Here is an 18,932-nt window from a genome sequence, read left to right as displayed (position 1 = left end):
GTGTGTGATGCGGCTTCGGGCGACGGCCCCGTCCCAGCCGGACGCCGACGAGGGGAAGGATCCCTCGGCCGGCATCGAGCCCCACGACGAGGGACTCGTCTGACCACGACGGTCCCGCAGCCACCGGCTGCGGGCCGTCGCCCGATCAGCGCAGGCGAGCGTTCACGCCTGCGCCGTCGCGGCCTCCCGCGCGTCGTCCACCTCCAGGTCCAGGTCGCCGTCCCGGACCACGACGCGCACCCGCTGGCCGCTGCGCACCCGGCCGTCGAGCATCAACCGGGAGAGCCGGTTGTCCAGCTCACGCTGGATGGCCCGGCGCAGCGGGCGGGCGCCGAACTGCGGTTCGAACCCGCGCTCGGCGAGCCAGCTGACCGCCTCCGGGGTGAACTCGACCTCGATGCCCTGGGCCCGCAGCCGCCGGCGGGTCTCGTCGAGCAGGAGGTCGGTGATCCGCTCCAGCTGGGTGTGGTCCAGCTGCTGGAACACCACGATCTCGTCGATCCGGTTGAGGAACTCCGGCCGGAACGACTCGCGCAACCGCCGCATGAGCCGGTCGCGGAGCCCCGCGTCCGACGACGCACCGTCGCCGGCACCGAAACCCAGCGGGGCGTTGCGGCCCTGGATGAGCTCCGACCCCAGGTTGCTCGTCATGATCAGCACGGTGTTCTTGAAGTCCACCGTGCGGCCCTGCGAGTCGGTCAGCCGGCCGTCGTCCAGGACCTGGAGCAGGGTGTTGAAGACGTCGGGGTGGGCCTTCTCGATCTCGTCGAAGAGCACCACCGAGTACGGCCGGCGCCGCACCGCCTCGGTCAGCTGCCCGGCGTCCTCGTAGCCGACGTACCCGGGCGGTGAGCCGACCAGCCGGCTGACCGTGTGCCGCTCCTGGAACTCGCTCATGTCCAGGCGGATCATCCGGTCCTCGTCGCCGAACAGCGCCTCGGCCAGCGCCCGGGCCAGCTCGGTCTTGCCCACGCCGGTGGGCCCCAGGAACAGGAAGCTGCCGATCGGCCGGTCCGGGTCCCCGAGCCCGACGCGGGAGCGGCGCACGGCCTCGGCCACCACGCGCACCGCGTCCTCCTGGCCGACGACGCGCTCGTGCAGGTGCTCCTCCAGCCGCAGCAGGCGCTCCATCTCCTCCTGGGTGAGCTGGCTGACCGGGATGCCGGTGGCCCGGGACACGACCTCGGCGATGTCCTCGACGCCGACCTCCGGCACACCCGACGCGCCCACGCCCGGACCCTCGCCGCCGCCGTCCCGGGCCTGATCGAGCCGCTGCTGGGCCTCGGCGACCTGGTCGCGCAGCTCGGAGGCCCGCTCGTACTGCTCCGCGGCGACCGCTTGGTCCTTCTCCCGCTGCAGCCGCTCGACCTCCTGCTCGAGCCCGCGCAGGTCGGTCGGTGGGGTCTTCACCCGGCGGCGCACCCGCGCCCCGGCCTGGTCGATCAGGTCGATCGCCTTGTCCGGCAGGTGCCGGTCGGTGATGTAGCGGTCGGAGAGCTCGACCGCGGCCCGGATGGCGTCGTCGGTGAACCGCACCTGGTGGTGGGCCTCGTAGCGGTCCCGCAGGCCGCAGAGGATCAGCACGGTGTCCTCGACGCTGGGCTCGGGCACCAGGATCGGCTGGAAGCGGCGCTCCAGCGCGGCGTCCTTCTCGATGTTGCGGCGGTACTCGTCCAGCGTGGTGGCCCCGATGATGTGCAGCTCCCCGCGGGCCAGCGCCGGCTTGAGCATGTTGCCCGCGCCGCCGGAGCCCTCGGACGCGCCCGCGCCGACGACGGTGTGCAGCTCGTCGATGAAGACGATGACCTCGTCGCTGTGCTCACGGATCTCGTCGATGATCTTCTTGATCCGCTCCTCGAAGTCACCGCGGTACCGCGTGCCGGCCACCAGCCCGGTGAGATCGAGCTCCACCAGCCGCCGTCCGCGCAGCGTCTCCGGGAGGTCGCCGTCGACGATCTGTGCGGCGATGCCCTCGACGATCGCCGTCTTCCCGACGCCGGCCTCCCCGATGAGCACGGGGTTGTTCTTGCGTCGCCGGGAGAGCACCTCGACGGTCTGCTCGATCTCCGACTCCCGGCCGATCACCGGATCGATCTCCCCGTTGCGCGCCATCGCGGTCAGGTCGCGGCCGTACTCGTCCAGCGTCGGGGTGCTCGACGGCGGCCGGCCGGAACCGCCCTGCCCGCCGCCGGCGCCGCTGACGGCCTGCTGCAGGGCCTCCGGCGTGACCCCCCGCTGGCGCAGCAGCCGCCCGCCCGGCGAGTCCGGGTTGACCGCCAGCGCGAACAGCAGGTGTTCGGGACCGATGTAGGTGGAGCCCAGCGCCCGGGAGATCTGGTGGGCGTCGAGGAGGGCTCGCTTGGCCGCGGGGGTGAGGGCCGGCGTCTCGGCGCGCGGCTCGCCGCGACGCGGCAGGCCGTCGAGCTCGGCGCGCAACTGCCCCGGGTCGGCGCCCGCGCGGCTGATCAGCTGCCGGGTGGGCTCCTCCTCGGCCATCGCCCACAGCAGGTGGTCGGTGTCGAGGTCCGGGCTGCCCACCTCGGCGGCCCGGCGCGCGGCCGCGTTCACCAGTTCCCGGGCGTGCTCGCTGAGGAACTGGGTGATGTCGACGCGCTGGCGGGGCTGGCGCGCGCCGCCCATGTAGCGGGCGAAGAAGTCGTCGAAGGGGCTGCCGTACGGGCCTGGAAAGTATCCGCTCGTCATCGCTCGTCCGTCCCGGGAGTGGCGTGGTCCCCTAATGCCCTACTCGCCCTGGGACGGCATCTCCATCGGTCATCCTGCCGAGAGCCCGTCCAGGGACGCGGACCGTCGGCACCGGGCGCCCGGGGCTTCCCGGGTCCTCCCCCCGCCGCCGTCTCTCCCACGTGCCATCGGAGCCGTCGATGCCGGCCAGCGGGACGGCGTGATTTACCTGGCACACAACCGGACGGAACCTGGGTCCTGGAAGGCGACTGTCGGGCACCTCGGCCCGCCGGCCTCCACCGCCGCAGTCGGGAGGATCGTCGGTGACTGAGCACGTGACGTGGGAGACCTGCCCGGACTGCGGGCGGTTCGCCGCCGTGGGCTGGCTCGACGGCGAGCCGGTCGGGTTCGACTGTCCCCGCGGCTGCCGGCTGCCGACAGACCTCGTCTCCTCGACGTTCGGACGACGGCGTCCCGGGCGTCGGTACGTCCGGTAGGCGTTCCTAGCCCCGGTCCCGGCTCCAGCAGCGAGGGACGAGCCGACGATGAACCCGATCTCCCCTCGCCGACGGCACGACCGAGACCTCTCCGAGGGTCCAGTCCTGAGCCTCGCGCTCGGTGCCGCCATGTGCGTGCTGGACCACGCGTGGATCTCCTCACCGGTGAGATGCTCTCCGCGCACGAGGGATCTCTCCCGATCCTCGACGGTGATCCCTGTCCGGAGCCCCACCCGGGTGTCGACGGAACGCGCCGGTGGATTGATCGCGAGTTCTCGTTGGGTGCCATCGACGGGGGCGATGGATCGAGCGCTGTCGGCCGATCCCGGGACCTGCTGGCTGCATCGGTCGCTCTGCCGATGCCGGACGCCGGTGCGCGGGTCACCCTGGACCTCCACGGCAGTGCTGACCGCGCGGCGATGCGTTCGAAGGGAGGGCGGCCCGGATGAGCGGCGAAGGAACGAGGCGCCCGGGACGACGGCCGGAGTTCGCGGGGATCGCCGCGTCGGCAGCGACCGTGGAGGAACGCGCTGCAGAGGTCCTGCACCGGCTCGGGCGGACCCTCCCGTTCGACGCCGGCTGGCTCGCCGTGCGCGACCCCGAGCAGCACCGGCACGTCCCGCTGGCCACCACGGGCGCGGCCGCGCCCCTCCGCGACTACTTCGGCCGTCCGGAGGCCGACGAAGAGGTGGACCAGCTGGGACTCAACCGGCGCCGGCCGCCGATGCTGGCCAGCGAGATCCCGAGCCCCCTGTCCGAGGTCCGCGCGTGGGCCGAGCACCTGCTCCCGGCCGGGTTCCGTGAGGGTGTGGCCGCCGGCCTGTTCACCGCGGACGGGCGGCACATCGGCTTCCTCGGCCTGCTCTCCGCCGATCCGGCGCGGCCGGATCAGGCTGACCGGGACGCCGTCGCGGCTGTCACCGCGGTGATCGCCGAGGCCCTGGACCGGACCTGGGCCATGGCCGAGACCGCCCGGATCGTCGGGAGGGCCGGCGCCGGCGTCGTGCTGACCCGCGGCGGCGACGTGCTGCCGCTCCCGGGTCTGCCGGACGACCCTCTGCTGGTGCCGGGCTCACCCATCGTCACGGTCGCCGCGGAGGAGTTGACCACGAGCGGTGCCCACGCCACGTTCCTCGCTCCTGCTCCGGGCACCGACGGCGAGCAGCTGATCCGGGTCACCGCGCTGGACTTCGCCCGCCCGGACCTCGACCACCTCTCCGCCGCGGTGCTCCTGTCCCCACCGGGCGACCTGCACGGCCTCAGCCCTCTGGATCTCCGGGTCCTGGGCCTCCTGGTCGAGGGCGTCACCGCCATCCCGGCCCTCGCGCAGTCACTCGGCGTGGCCGCGGAGGCGGTGGCCGACTCCCTGGGACGAAGCCTGGTCGCCCTGCGGACCAGCAACCTCACGGCGGCCACGGTGCGCGCCCTGCGCGGCGGGACGCGCATCCCGCCGGGGGTGACGGGGCCCTCCTGAGCTGATCCGTAGCGCAGCCGGGTTATCGGTCGTTCTGCCGATGGCGCGGGCTCGGGCTCCCGGGATGTGATGCCCCCGAGGGCGTCTTCTCGGAGGTGCGATGACACCCAGCCCCACAGCCACTCCCTCGCCCCGGCCACGGGGCCGTCCCTGAGACACGACCCGCTGACCCGCGGGCTCGGCATGGCCAGCGCTGCACTCGTACTCCCGCAGGTGACCAGACCAGCGGACTTCGCACGGCACCTCTGCGCAGTCGTCACCAGAACCAGACGAAGGGAGAGCCGGACCCCGATGGAGCTGACCTCGACAACGACCGTCACCAGGCCACCGGAGGAGGTGTACGCCTTCTGGCGGCAGCTCGACCGGCTGCCGACGTTCATGGCGCACCTCGACGAGGTGCGCGCCACGGACACCCGGCGCAGCCACTGGAGGGCGAGCGCGCCGTTCGGCCGGTCGGTCGAGTGGGACGCCGAGACCACCGAGGACGTCCCCGGGCAACGCATCGCCTGGCGCTCGCTCGACGGCGCCGACGTCCCGAACGCCGGCGAGGTCCGCTTCGTGCCCGCACCGGGCGGGCGGGGCACCGAGGTGCACGTGAGCCTGAGCTACGAGCTGCCCGGCGGCGCGCTGGGCAAGGCCGCGGCGAAGTACTTCGGCGAGGAGCCCTCCCAGCAGCTCGATGACGACCTGCGTCGGTTCAAGCAGGTCGTGGAGACCGGCGAGGTGATCCGGAGCGACGGCGCACCGCGGGGCAAGCAGGCTCGCGAGGAGTTCCCGCAGCACCCCGCCCGCCCGCTGACCGACGAGGAGCTCAAGGAGGTCCTGGCGTGAAGGCCAACTGCTGGGTCAGCCCGAACACCGTCGAGGTGCAGGACGTCCCCGACCCGAAGATCCTCAACAGCCGGGACGCGATCGTGAAGATCACCTCGACGGCGATCTGTGGCTCCGACCTGCACCTGCTCGACGGCTACGTGCCGACAATGCAGAAGGGCGACGTCATGGGCCACGAGTTCATGGGCGAGGTGGTCGAGGTCGGCCCCGGGGTCGACCGCGACAAGCTCCGGGTCGGCGACCGCGTCGTCGTCCCCTTCCCCATCGGCTGCGGCGCCTGTTTCGCCTGCCAGAACCAGCTGTGGTCCTGCTGCGAGAACACCAACCCCAACGCCGGTGCGGCCGAGAAGATGTTCGGCCACCCGGTGGCCGGCATCTACGGCTACTCCCACCTCACCGGCGGCTTCGCCGGCGGCCAGGCCGAGTACGCCCGGGTGGTGCTCGCCGACGTGAACCCGCTCAAGATCCAGTCCGACCTCTCCGACGAGCAGGTGCTCTTCCTCTCCGACATCCTGCCCACCGGCTACATGGGCGCCGAGATGTGCGAGATCACCGACGGCGACGTCGTCGCCGTGTGGGGAGCCGGGCCGGTCGGCCAGTTCGCGATGGACAGCGCCCGGGTGCTCGGCGCGGCGAAGGTGATCGCCATCGACGACGTCCCCTACCGGCTGGAGATGGCCGCCTCCCAGGGCTACGAGACGATCGACTACTCCGACACCGACGTCCGCTCGGCCCTCCTGGAGATGACCGGCGGCCGCGGCCCGGACAAGTGCATCGACGCCGTCGGCATGGAGGCCACGCACGGCGCCGCCCACCTGCACCTCTACGACCGGGTCAAGCAGGCCGTCCGGTCCGAGACGGACCGGACGCACGTCCTGCGCCAGGCGATCACCTCCTGCCGCAGCGGAGGCATCGTCTCGGTCATCGGCGTGTACGGGGGGTTCATCGACAAGTTCCCGGCCGGCTCGTGGATGAACCGCTCCCTGACCCTGAAGACCGGGCAGTGCCACGTCCAGCGGTACATGCGCCCGTTGCTCGAGCGCATCGAGCGCGGCGAGATCGACCCCACGCGGGTGATCACGCACCGCCTGCCCCTGGCCGAGGCACCGCACGGTTACGACATCTTCAAGCACAAGCAGGAACGCTGCGAGAAGGTGGTCCTCAAGCCCTGAGCGACGTCCCGGTACCGCCACTGCGGCGCTCGGGAGCCTCGATGGCGGGACCGGAGTCTCGCGCCGATCGCAGCAGGAAGTCGATGACCCTGCGGACGGACTGTCCGGCGGGCGCCCGCCAGACGGCCTCCAGTTCCAGCCGCAGGTCCGGGTCGAGGCGCCGGATCTCGACCCCGTCGATCCCCGCGCCGTCGGGAACCCCCAGGATGCCGGCGGCGACGCCGACGCCGGCCGCGACCGCGCGCAGCACCGCCGCGGGGCTGTTCAGCAGGTCCGGTTCGACGACGACCTGCCCGGGGCCCGCACCGCCGGGGAAGAAGTGGTCCACCGTGCGGTCCCAGACGCCGGCGAACGGTTCGCGCGGGAACATGACCAGCACCTCGCGGGCGAGAGCAGCCACCGGCACCCTCGCCGAGTCAGCTGCCCGGTGGCCCAGCGGGACGACCACCCCGAAGCGCACCGAGCCGAGGACCACGCCGTCGAGGTCCCGGTCGATGGGCGCCCGGCTCCAGACGACCGCCGCGTCGGCGCGGGCCTGGCGGACGGCCTCCAGAGCGTCGTCCCCCCGGCTGGAGCTCACGGAGACCTCGACCCCGTCGATGCCCTGACTCAGGCTCCTCAACGGACCGTCCAGGACCAGGTCGGCCATGTTGGCCACCCGGAGGGTCAGCCGCTGGCGGCCCGTCCCGGCGGCGCGCACGTCCGCTCGGGCCCGCTCCACCTCGGCGAGGATCACCCTGGCCCGCTCGACCAGTGCCTGCCCGGCGACCGTGAGCTCGACCCGCTGCGGCGTGCGCTCGAAGAGAGGAGCGCGCAGTTCTCGTTCCAGGGCCTGGATCTGCTGGGACAGCGAGGGTGCGGCGATGTGCAGCCGGTGCGCTGCACGGCTGAAGCGCCCTTCCTCAGCTACCGCCAGGAAGTACCGGAGCTGGCGCAACTCCACCGGCCAACGCTAGCTCCGGAAGCTGCGCACCGCGTCCGCGGGCACCGTTGTTAGCCGGTACCTCACACCCGTACGACCTTTCGGTCATCGTCACCAGGACTAAGCCGCCCAGCTTTTCGGTATCGGGGTCAGGGGAAGGGCGTCGGCAGCGTTGAGAAAGCAGCGAGTCCCGCCGAGGCTGCGGTCCCAGGAGCGCCGATGAAGGACACCGCGAGCCTCGAACTGGCAGAGATCGCCGACTCGACCAGTCCCCTTCCCCAACGCTCGCAGGAGATGCTGCAAAACCTTCACCGCCTCGTGCCGTTCGACGCCGCGTGGCTGGCCCTGGCCGACCCGATGAGCAGCAGCTACACGTCCGTTGCCAGTACCGACATCGACGAGAGCACGGTGCAGTACCTGAGCGGTCCCGCCGCGGCGCATGACATCGAGGTGACCCACACCGACCCTGCGCACCTGCCGCTGAGCTCGTCCGACCTGCCCTACCCGGTCGCCGACCTGCCGACCTGGGCCGAGTGCCTCCTCCCTGCGGGCTTCCACGAGTCCCTGGGCGTCGCCCTGTTCGACGGAGGGCAGCGCCACGTCGGCCACCTGGCGCTGCTCTTCAGCAGCAAGGAGCCGCCGCCCCCGGTCATGCGGCGCCGGTTGCACCAGCTCACCCCCGTTCTGGCGCGCGGGTTGGGCCCGTTGCGCTCGCTGGCCGCGGCAGCGCGGGTGGTGCGGGGGGCGACCGCAGGCATGGTGCTGTGCCGCGACAGCGCCACCCGGCCACTGCCCGGCCTCGACGGCGACGCACTGCTCGCCGAGGGATCGCCCGTCGTCACCATCGCCCGCTCCTGCATCGACGAGGGCCGGGTGTTCGGGTCCTTCCTCTGGCCGCGCGGAGGCCGCCACGCACCGGACGGGCACGTCCGCGTGACCGTCCTGGCCAGTCCCGAGCAAGCAACGGCGAACCTGCTCGGAACGGTCGTCCTCTCCCCCGTGACCGACCTGCGGGGGCTGACGCCGCGCGAGCTCGAGGTGCTCGGGTTGCTGATCGACGGGTGTTCCAACCAGCAGATCGCCCGCGCGCTGGTCGTGGCCCCGCGAACCGTCGCTGCCCACCTCGAGCACATCCTCGTCAAGCTCGATGCGCCCACGAGGACGCTCGCCGCGGTGCGGGCCGAGCGCGAAGGCCTCTACGTGCCCCTGTTGCCGTCGCCCTGCCGGGCCTGAACGGGGCGTTCTGCCGATGGATCTGCTCCGTCGGCATCGGTTCCATGAGCGGACCGGGCGCTCCGTGAGGTCGCCGGGTCAGGCGTGTCCGCACGAGCGCATCCGTCCACACGGAGGGCAGACCATGATCGGGAACGAGACGTCCATCGAGGCGGCGGCTCGGCAGGCCTCCAGCGCATGAGCAGGCTGCGGCTCCAACTCTTCGTCCGCAGCAGCATGTGGCTGCTGCCGATCGGTTGCCTGGCCGCGGGTGCCCTCCTCGCCGTCGGAACGCTCGCCGTGGACCGGGCGACGGGCTACCGGCTCGTCCCGCAGAGCCTGACCGGGACGCCGTCCGACGCCCAGACGATCCTGTCCTCCTTCGCCACCGCCATGGTGTCGCTGACCACCCTCGTCCTGACGGTCACCCTGGTCGCGGTGCAGCTGGCGATGGGCCAGTTCTCGCCCCGCATCGTGGGGGCGCTGCTCACCGACCGCTGGAGCCAGCTGGCCATCGGGTTGTTCGGCGCGAGCTTCCTGGTCACGGTGCTGACCCTCCGCGAGATCCGCGGCTCCGACACCGGCACGGTGCCCGGACTGTCGATGCTGCTGTGCTACCTCCTGGTGTTCGCCAGCATCGTCGTGCTCATCCTGTTCGTGCACCACGCCGGCCAGGGCCTGCGAGTCGCCGGCCTGATCGACCTCGTCGGCGACCGCAGCCGCGAGTTCATCGTCCGCGAGCACGGTGAGCTGCCCGCCGTGACCGGCGGCCCCGACGGGATCGTCGCCGCGCAACCCGGCAACGTGATCCGCGTGGACCGCCCCGCACTGGTCGCCGCCGCCCGGCGGGCGGACTGCGTGCTGGAGCTGGTTCCCGTGGTCGGGGACTTCGTCGTCGGGGGCGCACCGCTGTTCCGAGTGCACCCGGGCACCCGGTCGCCGGTGAGCGCGGACGGGGACCCGGCCCATCGGCTCCGGGCCCCCGACGTCACCCGCCACGTCCTGCTCGCCGGAGAGCGCGTGCACACCGAGGACCTCGCCTACGGCTTCCGGAAGCTCGTCGACATCGCCGTGCGGTCGATCGCACAGCCGTTCAACGACCCCACGACGGCGGTCCAGGCGCTGCACCGGCTGCACGACCTGCTGCGTCAGATCGCCGCTCGCCCGCTGCCCTGCGGTGAACACCGCGACGAGGACGGCGTGGTGCGCCTGGTCGAGCGGACCGTCAGCTGGGACGGCTACGTCCGGCTGGCCTTCGACGAGATCCGTCTGGCCGGGGCGTCGGAGCCGCAGGTGACCCGGAAGCTGTGCGCGGCCCTGGCCGACCTCAAGAACGTGGCATCGCCCGACCGGCAGGAACCGCTGGACCGCCAGCTCCGGTTGTTGAACGGGGCAGTCCGACGCGCCCACGAGGACGAGGAGGACGTCCTGGCGGCGCTCACCCCGGACACCGAGGGCATCGGGTCGGGGGTCGACGTCACCGCCGCCCCACGGCCTCGGTCGGCGCCATCGAGCCCAGCGCCGCGACCGCCGCATCCTCCGGCGTCCACACGGCGAACGGCTTAACCCGCCCGGGGGATCACCGTGGCGCTGCGGGCCGATGCGGCGCTGGCACCGACGGCGTTGTTCGCGATGACGCTGAAGCTGTACGCGTCACCGTTGGTCAGGTGCGTCACGGTGGCTCTGGTCGCGCCGGCGGCGGCCGGAGCGGTCCCGAAGAAGACGCCGTTCCGGTACATGCGGAGGGTGTAGCCGGTGATGGCCGCGCCCCCGTTGTCGGCCGGCGGCGACCACCGCACCACCACGTAGCCGTTGCCGCTGGTCGAGGTCCCGATCCGCGGGGCCCCGGGACGGGTGGCCGGCGTGACGGCCGCGCTCCGTGCGCTCGCTGCGCCGGTCCCGGCGGCGTTGGTCGCGGCCACACTGAAGGTGTAGGCGGTGCCATTGGTCAGCCCGGTCACGGTGCACCGCGTCGCGCCGGTGGTGCTGCACGTGCGGCCACCCGGGCTCGCCGCCACCCGGTACCCGGTGACCGGGCGGCCGTTGGTCGACGGCGCGGACCAGGACACCGTCGCCGATCGGTTGGCGCCCACGGCCCAGAGGTTCGTCGGCGCCCCAGGTGGCCCGGCCGGGGTCACCGCGGTGCTGGGCCTGGAGGCAGGACCGACGCCGGCCGCGTCGGTCGCGGCCACGCTGAAGGTGTAGGCGCTGCCGTTGGTCAGCCCGGTCACGGTGCACTGCGTCGCGCCGGTGGTGGTGCACGTGCGGCCACCCGGGCTGGCGGTCACCCGGTACCCGGTGATCGGGCGGCCGACGGCCGGCGGCGCGGTCCACGACACGTCGGCGCCGCCGGCGCGGGCCGTGGCACGGACGTTCGTCGGAGGAGCCGTCGCAGTGACCGTCAGCGAGCGCGGGAAGGCCGAGGGAGGAGGTCCCTCGCTGTCGTGGCCGGCCAGGTCGCCGAGGGCCAGCACGACGTCCCACCTGCCCGGCTGCGCCGTGGCTGGGACGGGGACCGTGGCCCGCCAGAGGCCGTCCCTGCCTGTCCCCGAGACCAGCTCGAGCATGCCCCAGATGCTGTCCGAGCCGTCCTCCCGCTCGAAGGTCACCCACGCCCACGAGCTGAGCCCGGACGCGTCGGCGATCCGCGTGGTGACGGTCACCTCGGCCAGGCCGCTGGCCGCGTTCACCGCCTTCGGGGTGAAGTCGAAGGACACGACCTTCGGCGGGCTGGTGTCGACGGCGGTAACGGTGGTCCTGGGCCGGGGCACGGTCACCTGGGTACCGGCGCGGGTGACGTCGAACAGCCGCGTGGTCCAGGTGTGGGTGACCGTCTGGGCGCCCCGGTGGATGCCCGCGACGGTGACCGTGAAGGACCGGTCGGCGCCGCCGCTGCGGTATCCGGTGCGGACGTCGAAGACCAAGGTGTTCGGCCCCCGGTCCGCCATCACCGGTTGCACGGTGACCGGGAGGGCCCGCCCGGCCTCGTCGACCACGCGGACGGTCGCGTCCGAGAAGTCGGCGCTCGGGTTGCTGAGCGACCAGTGGCCCTCGGGCTCCGCTTGCACGGGGAGGTAGCCCGCGCTCGGCCACGGGATCCACTCCGGCGCCGCCGGGTCGGGCGCGCGGTCGGCACCGATGACGTACAGGGCGTTGGTGCGGTCGGTCTGCCCGGAACCGAGCGTCCGCTGGTTCGGGTCCAGCAGCCAGCGGCGGTGTCCCGCGGAGGCCACCCCGGCGTCGTCCATGTACGCCGAGGCGACCGCTGCCGCCCCGGTCGTGACGCCGAGTGCGAGGTTGCTCTTCCCGGCCGCGGCGGCACCGGCAGCCGTGTAGCAGGCCCACGACCTCGGCGGCTGGTGCGACAGGCCGTTGTTGGCCGCCATGATCAGTGCGGCCTGCTGGGCCTGCGCGGAGAGCGCGGCGTCGAAGCGCACGCGTGGCAGGTCTGCGAGATCCCGGAAGAGGTTGACCATGGTCAGCGTGGCCTGCTGCGCGGCCGCCGACGGAGCTCCCGGCTGGCAGCGCTGCACCGACCCGTTCCACCTGGTGGGCACTGCGAGGGCCGGCACGGCGACGTCCTTCCACGCCTTGACAACCGCGGATCGGGAGAACCCGTCGATGGCGTCGGGCAGGGTCCCGGCCCGCGCCTCACTCGCGGGCACGACCGCCATGGCGGTGCCCATGAGCAGGCCGGCGAGGAGCGCCACCAGCGATCGAATCCGCAGGAAACGGGTCACCGGACGGTCCTCGGCGCCGGCCCTGCGGAACTGGAGTACCCGAAGGAGGGAATCAACCCCGCTACCGGCAGGTCGGGCATCTACGCGTCCCGCCCCAAGCGGCCCACTTAGGGACACGCTGGGGGACGCCGCTCGGACGCCTCTGACGCTCGAGCCTCGCCTTCCACGGACGAGGGACCGGCTAGGCCCGATGGCGCAGTCCCCGTCACGATGCGCTGGTGCCGACTGATGTACGCCCGGACTGGCCTCGGTTCCGATGGATCCTGACCACGGCCTTTCTCGGGGTGGCGCTGGCGGGTGCTGTCGCCAGTTGGCTCATGGAGGGTGAACCCCGGTTGGGGATTCCTGGGGATGGCCACCGCTCTCTTGGTCGGCCTCGTGATCAACGTGGTGCTACAGGTTCGAAGACGACGCTCTGACCGGTCCTGACGCCGCCCGTAGGTCTTGCCGCCTAGGGTGCCGGGGTGTCTCTGAAGCCGCCCTCTCGGCGAGCCAGCCGGTGTCCCAGAGCGGCCCACCATGAGACCGGCCCCGCAACGGGCTGAGCCCCTGTAGCGCGTCGCGACTCCGCGCCACACCTAGGCCTGCTCGGCGCCCCAGCGTGCGAGCGCGACGATCGCCTCGCGTAAGGCAAGCCCGCGATCGGTCAGCGCGTAGGCCCGGGTGTTGTGCCGGAGCGGCAGACGGGTCAGTACGCCGGCCGCTTCGAGCTCGCGCAGGCGGGTCGCGAGCATGTTCGTGGGCACTCCGAGGTCGCGCTGCAGATCGCCGTATCGCTGCGGCCCGTCGAGCAGCCGCTCCACGATGAGCAGTGCCCACCGGGCTCCGACGATCTCGAGGGCCGCGGCGAGGTCGCTCACGCGGTCGGATCGGCGTCCGGCTTCATCCAGAACGGCGAGTAGTGGTAGCCGTCGAGGTCGTCGAACTGGCGCTGGTACATGAACGGGTAGTCGTCGGTGTCACCGATCCGCCCGCCTGCGGCGCCGGCGCGCTCGGTGAGCTCGTCGACCGCTTCGCGGCTGCCGAGGTCGAACGAGACCGTGACCTTGGAGGGCGTGTGGGGTCCGCCGACCAGTTCCTCGACGCCGCCGACGCTCGCGTACATCTCGCGGCTGCCGAGCATGACGTACTGCTCGGGCGCGATCGCGAAGCAGGACACGTTGTGATCGGACATCTCGGCGTTGAGGGTCCAGCCGAGGGCGGTGTAGAAGGCGGTCGCGCGCTCGACGCTCTCGACCGGGCAGGTGATGAAGAGGCTCATGCGGGCGACACTTGCAAAATGCAAGTGGGACGTCAAGTTCGGGCCGCGCGCTCAGGTTGGGTCGTGTTCATAGGGAGCCACCAGACTCGTCAGCCCGGCAGGTGCGCCCGGAGCCAGCCGATGACGTCGGCGGTGACCTCGTCGCGGATGGTCTCGTTGACCAGTTCGTGCCGGGCGTCGGGGTAGAGAGTGGCCGTGACGTCGGTGAGGCCGGCCGAGCGGTAGCGGTCGGCCAGTGCCATGACATTGCTCCCGCCCGGACCGCCGACTGGGTCCCGGTCGCCGGAAATCAGCAGGAGCGGCAGGTCCGGCCGGATCTGCGACGGCTCGGCGGTGCGCTCGGCCTGCCCCAGGACGCCGCCGATGATCGCGTCCTCGGTGGGAAACCCGCACAGCGGGTCGGCCACGTACGCGTCGACCTCTGCGGGGTCGCGGCTGAGCCATTCGAAGCCGGTGCGCGGCTCGAAGCCGGCGTTGAACGCGGCCAGCCCCGGCTGGTCGGCGGGTAGGCCGGCGAGGACGCCGCCGAGGCCGTCGAGGGTCGTCGAGCCGCTGAGCACCACGCCGTCGTAGCGGACGGGCTCGGCCAGGAGTGCGATCTGCATGCCCATCGAGCCGAGCGAGTGGGCGAAGGCGAACAGCGGCACGTCCGGATGCTGCGAGGCCAGCAGGCGCGCGTGCGCGCCGATGTCGGCCACGAAGCCGTCGACCCCGGCCGCGCCGAAGCTGCCCAGCGGGACATCCTCGGACACCGACGCTCCGTGGCCACGGTTGTCGGCGGCCGACACCAGGAACCCGGCCGCGTTCAAGGCCCGGGCGAACCGGTCGTAGCGGGGCCCGTGCTCGGCCAACCCGTGCACCAGCTGGACCACCCCGACGAGGCCGCCCGTGACGTCGTCCCATGCGTACGTGGCGATGGCGAGCCCGTCGGCCGGGGACGGGAAGCTGGCGGTGGTCGGCATGCTGGCATCATCCGAGGGCTGGGCGCTGCTCGCATCCGTCGTGTCACAGATCCTCCGCTCGCGAGAGCGTCGGAGAGCACGGCGTCGCCCGCCTCGTCGGCGGTCTCGCGAGCCACGCGTCGACCACTGCGACGGCTGGCTCGTCTCGGCCTACGAGGAGGGACTGGGACCTCCGCCTGTCGCAGTAACCGGGGCGTCCTTGAGCGGCCCATTCAAAGGACACGTCACGAGACGTCAGGGACAGGCCAGGCGCGGCCCGGTGGCGGCTTCGTGAGGGTGCCGGGAATACGTGCTGAGAGCATCCCTGACCCTCGGTGCCCACATGCCGGGATGGGCCGTTCGTCCCTGCTGCTGACCCCGATGGCCAGGGCCAGGGTGGGCCTTGTCCTGGAAGCCGGCAGATCCTGCCGGTGCCGCTGTGCGCTCGCTCGTCTGGCGCGGTCTGCGACTTCCCCGCATCCGAGTTGAGGGCAGGGCATCGTGACCGCAGTCGCAGAACAGACCGGCAAGGCCATCCGCCCGTTTCGGGTGGACGTGCCCGACGAGGCGCTCACCGAGATGCGCCAGCGCATCGACGCGACGCGCTGGCCATCCAAGGAGCTGGTGACCGATCGCTCGCAGGGCGTGCAATTGGCGACGATCCAGGCGCTCGCCCGCTACTGGGTGACCGAGTACGACTGGAGGCGGTGCGAAGCCAGGCTGAACGCGCTGCCGCAGTTCATGACCGAGATCGACGGGGTGGACATCCACTTCGTCCACGTGCGGTCGCCGCACGAGGGCGCGATGCCGCTGATCATGACGCACGGCTGGCCCGGCTCGGTGGTCGAGCTGCTCGACACCGTCGGCCCGCTCACCGACCCGCCCTCGCACGGCGGACGCGCCGAGGACGCGTTCGACCTCGTGCTGCCGTCCCTGCCCGGCTACGGCTTCTCCGGCGAGCCGACCGAGCTCGGCTGGAACGTCGGCCGCACCGCCCAAGCGTGGGCGGAGCTGATGCACCGCCTCGGCTACAGCCGCTACGTCGCCCAGGGCGGCGACGTCGGCGCCACCCTCACCGACGTGATGGGCCGCCAGGCACCCGAGGGGCTGCTCGCCATCCACCTCAACGTGCTCGTGACCGTGCTTGGCGGGCAGTTCCCGACTGACACCGACGAGGAACGCGCGGCGGCCGCCGCGCTGACGACGTTCCAGGCAAGCGGCGCCGCCTACTTCCAGGAGATGGCCACGCGGCCGCAGACGATCGGCTACGCCCTGCTGGATTCCCCCGTCGCCATGGCCGCCTGGATGTGCGACCACGACACCGACAGCTACTACAAGATTTCCCGCGCCTTCGTCGACGGGCAGCCCGCGGGCAACCTCACCCGCGACCACATCCTCGACAACATCACGCTGCACTGGCTGACCGGCACCGGAGCCTCGGCGGCCCGGTGCTACTGGGAAGACTGGGGAGTCGACGCAGCCCAGACCCGGGCCAGCCTGCTAGCTGCTGCGGTCTCGGTCCCGGTCGGGTTCACCACGTTCCCCGGCGAGGTCTGGCCGGTGCCGCGAAGCTGGGTCCAGGCGGCCTACCCCAGCCTGACCTACTTCAACTGGGTCGACAGGGGCGGCCACTTCGCCGCTTGGGAGGAGCCCGAGCTGTTCGCGACCGAGGTCCAGGCGGCGTTCCGCCCGCTCCGCGCACCGCAGATCCCCGAGCCGCGTCGCTGATCACCGCCCGGCGGCTGTCGGGAACCGTCTGTCTCTGAAGCCGCCTTCAGAGACACCCCTCGCAGCCCGACGAACCTGCCCGCGATGTTTCACGCCATCGCCACGTCACTGGAGAACACACGAGATCAAGAGGGACACACCTCATGCATCCGTGACTCTCCAGCTCGTTGTGACAGGTTCTCGGAACGTCGCTTCGCGCACTGACCACATGGCTAGCGAGGCAGCGGCTACGACCAGGGATGCCGGCGAAACGTGAAGCGCTTCAGGTGTCCTCCAAGCAGGCCGATGACTACCTGCCGCGCCGTCGGTCTGACGTGAAGACGCGTCGGCAGGAGGACGGGATGACAGATGTCTGGTCGATGGTGCACACGGAGCGTGGAGCGCTGATCGACGACCTCAAGGACGTTGATGACGCGCGGTGGGAGGCGCAGTCGCTCTGCGACGGGTGGACCGTGCACGACGTGGTCGCCCATCTCGTCGACACCGCCCACACGACGCGGGTCCGATTCGTGGTCGGCCTCGCCGGGGCGGGGTTCGACTTCCACCGACTGAACGCCCGCGGCGTGCGGCGCCACCGCGGTGCAACACCGCAGGAGACGCTGGAGCGCCTCGCTCGAGCGGCGTGGCGGAGGTCGACCCCGCCGGCGCCGCTCGACAGCCGGCTCGTGGAGGAGGTCGTGCACGGTGAAGACATCCGCCGCCCCCTCGGACTGACGCGCACCTACGCGCGCGAGGCCGTCGTCAGAGCGCTCCGCCTGCAGGCTCGTACCCCGGCGGCCTTCGGTGGCGCCAAGGAACTCGTGGCCCGCGTCCGGCTGACCGCCGCAGACACCGACGTGTCCCTCGGTCAGGGTCCGGCAGTGAGCGGCCCCGCCCTCTCACTACTCCTGGCCGTCTCCGGGCGGCGAGCGGCGCTGGGCGATCTCGAGGGACCCGGAGTCGCGGCACTGGCCGCAGCCACCTGACGATCTGCCGCGGTCCATGCCCCGTCGCAGCCAACGCCCGCTCGCGCTGACCATGCCGCTCGTCGCCGAGCTGCACCGGCAACAAGGCCGTCCAGAACGAGGAACGGATGCTGGCCGGCTCGGAGTGGCACGACGAGGACCTCGTCTTCGCCCAGCCCAACGGCCGGCCGATCGACAAGAAGACCGACTACGACGAGTGGAGCCGTCTGCTCCGGTCCGCCGGCGTCCGCCACGTCCGCCTGCACGACGGGCGGCACACCGCCGCCGCCTTGCTGCTGAGCGAGAACGTCCATCCGCGGGTGGTCATGGAGCTGCTCGGCCACAGCGAGATGCGCACGACGATGGACATCTACAGCCACGTCATGCCGGCCCTGGCCACGGAGGCGGCGGACCGGATGAGCACCCTGCTGCTGCCAGCTGAGGTGGGCAAACTGCAACCACACCTGCAACCAGAGACGACTCAGGCCGCCCTCCCGGAGGAGGACGGCCTGAGTCGATCGGGGTGGAGCTGAGGGGACTCGAACCCCTGACCCCCACACTGCCAGTGTGGTGCGCTACCAGCTGCGCCACAGCCCCTCGCCTGACCCGGTCGGTGTTCCCCGGGCCGTCGACAACTGTACAGGGCCGCGTATGCGCTCTGACGCAGGGGGTCGGGGCGCGTCAGCCCTGCTTCATCTGGGCGATGCGGATGTGGTTGCCGAAGGGGTCGCGCAGGCCGAAGTCGATGCCGTAGGGCTGGTCGACCGGTTCCTCGGTGATCTCCACGCCCTTCGCCTTCAGCTCGGCGTGGGTCTTGTACGCGTCGTCGCAGGCGAAGAAGAGGTGGCCGCCGGCGACGCCCTTGCTGATGGCGTCGCGCACCTGCGCGGCGGTCTCCTCGCTCATCGAGGGCGGTCCGGGCCGCTCCAGCAGGACGGCGCGGTCGGGCTGGCCCGGCAGGTTCACGGTGAGCCAGCGCATGGGCCCGAAGTCCATGTCGGCCTGGACCTCGAAGCCGAGCTTGCCGACGTAGAAGTCGAGCGCGGCGTCCTGGTCGGGGACGTAGATCTGGGTGATGGTGATCGCGGTCAGCATGGGCACGACGCTAGGGACGGTCACGTGCCCGGCGCTTCTCCGAAACTGCTCGGCCGCAGCCACGCCATCGCGAAGCACGAGGGCGCCGGGGGCAGCGGCCCCCGCCGCCGGTACACCGACGGCGGCTCGCCGACGACGTCCCGGAACACCCGGCTGAACGTGCCCAGGCTGCTGAACCCGACGTCCATGCAGATGTCGGTCACGCTGCGGTCGGTGGAGCGCAGCAGGAACATCGCCCGCTCCACCCGCCTCCGCTGCAGGTAGCGGTTGGGCGTCTCGCCGAACGTGGCGCGGAAGGTGCGGATGAAGTGCGCCTCGGACACGTGCGCGATCCGCGCCAGGGTCGGGACGTCGAGGGGCTCGGCGTAGGACCGGTCCATGGCGTCCCGGGCCCGCAGCAACCGCCGGTTCGCGTCCTCGGCCGCCACACCCG

General features: G+C 72.0%; 17 protein-coding genes and 1 tRNA gene. 9 read left to right on the top strand and 9 right to left on the bottom strand.

Translation table 11 applies throughout. The features are described from left to right. Positions 1–162: 162 nt before the first annotated feature. Positions 163–2,703: an ATP-dependent Clp protease ATP-binding subunit gene (locus ACI79D_RS13280; RefSeq protein ID WP_456918891.1), complete on the bottom strand. Its 2,541-nt coding sequence runs from the start codon at positions 2,701–2,703 to the stop codon at positions 163–165. A gap of 302 nt (positions 2,704–3,005) precedes the next feature. Between ACI79D_RS13280 and ACI79D_RS13275 the strand changes: the two genes are divergently transcribed. The 4 genes from ACI79D_RS13275 (at position 3,006) to ACI79D_RS13260 (ending at position 6,656) form a co-directional block, all read left to right on the top strand. Next, positions 3,006–3,179 (top strand): hypothetical protein, encoded by a 174-nt coding sequence (locus tag ACI79D_RS13275; protein ID WP_456918890.1) that lies wholly within the window; start codon positions 3,006–3,008, stop codon positions 3,177–3,179. A 445-nt stretch (positions 3,180–3,624) separates the two neighbouring features. Further along, positions 3,625–4,653 (top strand): hypothetical protein, encoded by a 1,029-nt coding sequence (locus tag ACI79D_RS13270; RefSeq protein ID WP_456918889.1) that lies wholly within the window; start codon positions 3,625–3,627, stop codon positions 4,651–4,653. Positions 4,654–4,944: 291 nt separating this feature from the next. Beyond that, positions 4,945–5,484: an SRPBCC family protein gene (locus ACI79D_RS13265; RefSeq protein WP_456918888.1), complete on the top strand. Its 540-nt coding sequence runs from the start codon at positions 4,945–4,947 to the stop codon at positions 5,482–5,484. Beyond that, positions 5,481–6,656: a zinc-dependent alcohol dehydrogenase gene (locus ACI79D_RS13260; protein WP_456918887.1), complete on the top strand. Its 1,176-nt coding sequence runs from the start codon at positions 5,481–5,483 to the stop codon at positions 6,654–6,656. The genes ACI79D_RS13265 and ACI79D_RS13260 overlap by 4 nt, the downstream gene beginning before the upstream one ends. On the opposite strand, the gene ACI79D_RS13255 is transcribed toward ACI79D_RS13260, so the two are convergent. Next, positions 6,646–7,599 (bottom strand): LysR family transcriptional regulator, encoded by a 954-nt coding sequence (locus ACI79D_RS13255; protein ID WP_456918886.1) that lies wholly within the window; start codon positions 7,597–7,599, stop codon positions 6,646–6,648. The genes ACI79D_RS13260 and ACI79D_RS13255 overlap by 11 nt on opposite strands. Positions 7,600–7,797: 198 nt before the next feature. Between ACI79D_RS13255 and ACI79D_RS13250 the strand changes: the two genes are divergently transcribed. Continuing rightward, on the top strand, positions 7,798–8,811 hold the full coding sequence (locus tag ACI79D_RS13250; RefSeq protein WP_456918885.1) for a response regulator transcription factor: 1,014 nt from the start codon (positions 7,798–7,800) through the stop codon (positions 8,809–8,811). Between the two features lie 177 nt (positions 8,812–8,988). Next, positions 8,989–10,356: a DUF2254 domain-containing protein gene (locus tag ACI79D_RS13245; protein WP_456918884.1), complete on the top strand. Its 1,368-nt coding sequence runs from the start codon at positions 8,989–8,991 to the stop codon at positions 10,354–10,356. On the opposite strand, the gene ACI79D_RS13240 is transcribed toward ACI79D_RS13245, so the two are convergent. From ACI79D_RS13240 to ACI79D_RS13225, 4 genes are all read right to left on the bottom strand, one after another. Continuing rightward, on the bottom strand, positions 10,353–12,530 hold the full coding sequence (locus ACI79D_RS13240) for a fibronectin type III domain-containing protein (protein ID WP_456918883.1): 2,178 nt from the start codon (positions 12,528–12,530) through the stop codon (positions 10,353–10,355). The genes ACI79D_RS13245 and ACI79D_RS13240 overlap by 4 nt on opposite strands. A 578-nt stretch (positions 12,531–13,108) precedes the next feature. Beyond that, complete coding sequence (locus ACI79D_RS13235) at positions 13,109–13,390, bottom strand: winged helix-turn-helix transcriptional regulator (protein ID WP_446766332.1); 282 nt, start codon at positions 13,388–13,390, stop codon at positions 13,109–13,111. Next, the gene (locus ACI79D_RS13230; RefSeq protein WP_446766331.1) at positions 13,387–13,791 is read right to left on the bottom strand and encodes a VOC family protein; all 405 of its coding nucleotides are present in this window, start codon (positions 13,789–13,791) and stop codon (positions 13,387–13,389) included. Before ACI79D_RS13230 ends, ACI79D_RS13235 begins: the two co-directional genes overlap by 4 nt. A gap of 89 nt (positions 13,792–13,880) precedes the next feature. Continuing rightward, a complete protein-coding gene (locus tag ACI79D_RS13225) occupies positions 13,881–14,753 on the bottom strand; it encodes an alpha/beta fold hydrolase (RefSeq protein WP_456918882.1) in 873 nt (290 codons plus the stop codon). A gap of 480 nt (positions 14,754–15,233) precedes the next feature. Between ACI79D_RS13225 and ACI79D_RS13220 the strand changes: the two genes are divergently transcribed. The 3 genes from ACI79D_RS13220 to ACI79D_RS13210 all read left to right on the top strand — a co-directional run bounded on the left by ACI79D_RS13220 (position 15,234) and on the right by ACI79D_RS13210 (position 17,937). Beyond that, a complete protein-coding gene (locus tag ACI79D_RS13220) occupies positions 15,234–16,460 on the top strand; it encodes an epoxide hydrolase family protein (protein ID WP_456918881.1) in 1,227 nt (408 codons plus the stop codon). 266 nt (positions 16,461–16,726) lie between these two features. Beyond that, on the top strand, positions 16,727–17,425 hold the full coding sequence (locus tag ACI79D_RS13215) for a maleylpyruvate isomerase family mycothiol-dependent enzyme (RefSeq protein ID WP_456918880.1): 699 nt from the start codon (positions 16,727–16,729) through the stop codon (positions 17,423–17,425). A 107-nt stretch (positions 17,426–17,532) separates the two neighbouring features. Further along, positions 17,533–17,937, top strand: coding sequence for a tyrosine-type recombinase/integrase (locus tag ACI79D_RS13210; protein WP_456918879.1), 405 nt, complete (start codon positions 17,533–17,535; stop codon positions 17,935–17,937). Here ACI79D_RS13210 and ACI79D_RS13205 read toward each other — a convergent pair. The 3 genes from ACI79D_RS13205 to ACI79D_RS13195 form a co-directional block, all read right to left on the bottom strand. After that, positions 17,929–18,001, bottom strand: a tRNA-Ala gene (locus ACI79D_RS13205). The genes ACI79D_RS13210 and ACI79D_RS13205 overlap by 9 nt on opposite strands. An 84-nt stretch (positions 18,002–18,085) precedes the next feature. Continuing rightward, positions 18,086–18,499, bottom strand: a complete 414-nt coding sequence (locus ACI79D_RS13200; RefSeq protein ID WP_456918878.1) for a VOC family protein — start codon at positions 18,497–18,499, stop codon at positions 18,086–18,088. Between the two features lie 20 nt (positions 18,500–18,519). Next, positions 18,520–18,927: a helix-turn-helix domain-containing protein gene (locus ACI79D_RS13195; protein ID WP_456918876.1), complete on the bottom strand. Its 408-nt coding sequence runs from the start codon at positions 18,925–18,927 to the stop codon at positions 18,520–18,522. Positions 18,928–18,932 lie beyond the last annotated feature (5 nt).

This window comes from Geodermatophilus sp. SYSU D00708, from assembly GCF_054050115.1.
Note: the sequence above shows the minus strand (reverse complement) of the source record. Positions and strands in the feature narration are given on the sequence as shown.